This window comes from Halomonas faecis (assembly GCF_010993975.1).
GTDB lineage: Bacteria > Pseudomonadota > Gammaproteobacteria > Pseudomonadales > Halomonadaceae > Halomonas > Halomonas faecis.
Genome location: NZ_JAACZO010000045.1, coordinates 1 through 801, shown reverse-complemented (window position 1 = coordinate 801; position 801 = coordinate 1). Strand labels below are relative to the sequence as shown.

Below are 801 nucleotides of genomic sequence, written 5' to 3'. Positions count from 1 at the left end.
CGGCCCGGACGCGGCATCACAGGCCCGTACCCTCGCGACCGGATGCATCGGGTCACGCTCCGGCCAATACAAAACCCTATAGAAGCGGCGTCGTAGCCTGACGGGCGGCTTAGTCCAACAGGCATTTATCCGCCATGCTTCGCACGGCGAAGAAATGCTGAACAGTTATGTGGGCGTTCCCATAGAGAATCTACATGGCATTCAGTGAGTTTGAAGCAAAGAAAATCGAGCGGGCCGCTTCGGACTTTCTCGAAGCACGGCGACCACCAGTTCATATTCGATCTCAGGTGGACTTGGAAGTTCGCGTTTCTGGCCCAAGCGTGCAGATCGTCGAAATTCGCCCACACTTTCGTGAGCCGTCCACGATCATTGAGTCACCGGTGGCAAAAGCTACCTACGTCAATAAAACTCAACGCTGGAAAATCTACTGGATGCGCAGTGATCTGAAGTGGCATTCGTACACGCCAGAACCTGAGTCACGCTCCATTGAGGAATTTTTTGCTATCGTGAATGCCGACGACAATGGCTGTTTTTTCGGGTAGCACATAACCATGCCAGTCACGGAGACGTCTACTACATTGCGGCTTCGCCTCCATTTCGTAGCCGCGCGTGCTGAGCGGCGTTGAGGCTGTAGCAAAACCCTGTCCACGCCCGGTAGGATGAGGAAAAGGCCACGGAGAGCCGCCGGTATGCCCAGGTTCAAGCCCTATGACTACGATCAGCACGCTCTGGTCGCCATCAACTTCCTGGAACAGCTGCAGCCCGGCACGTTCGAGCACGCGGTGCATTACCTGATCGAAC

Annotated in this window: 1 protein-coding gene and 1 pseudogene; both read left to right on the top strand. The window is 55.4% G+C overall.

Going from position 1 to position 801, the window contains the following annotated elements:
- Positions 1-194: 194 nt before the first annotated feature.
- Positions 195-542 (top strand): DUF3024 domain-containing protein, encoded by a 348-nt coding sequence (locus GFD32_RS14530; RefSeq protein WP_163577335.1) that lies wholly within the window; start codon positions 195-197, stop codon positions 540-542.
- Positions 543-689: 147 nt separating this feature from the next.
- Positions 690-801: pseudogene (locus GFD32_RS20180) on the top strand (transposase); the annotation flags it as partial.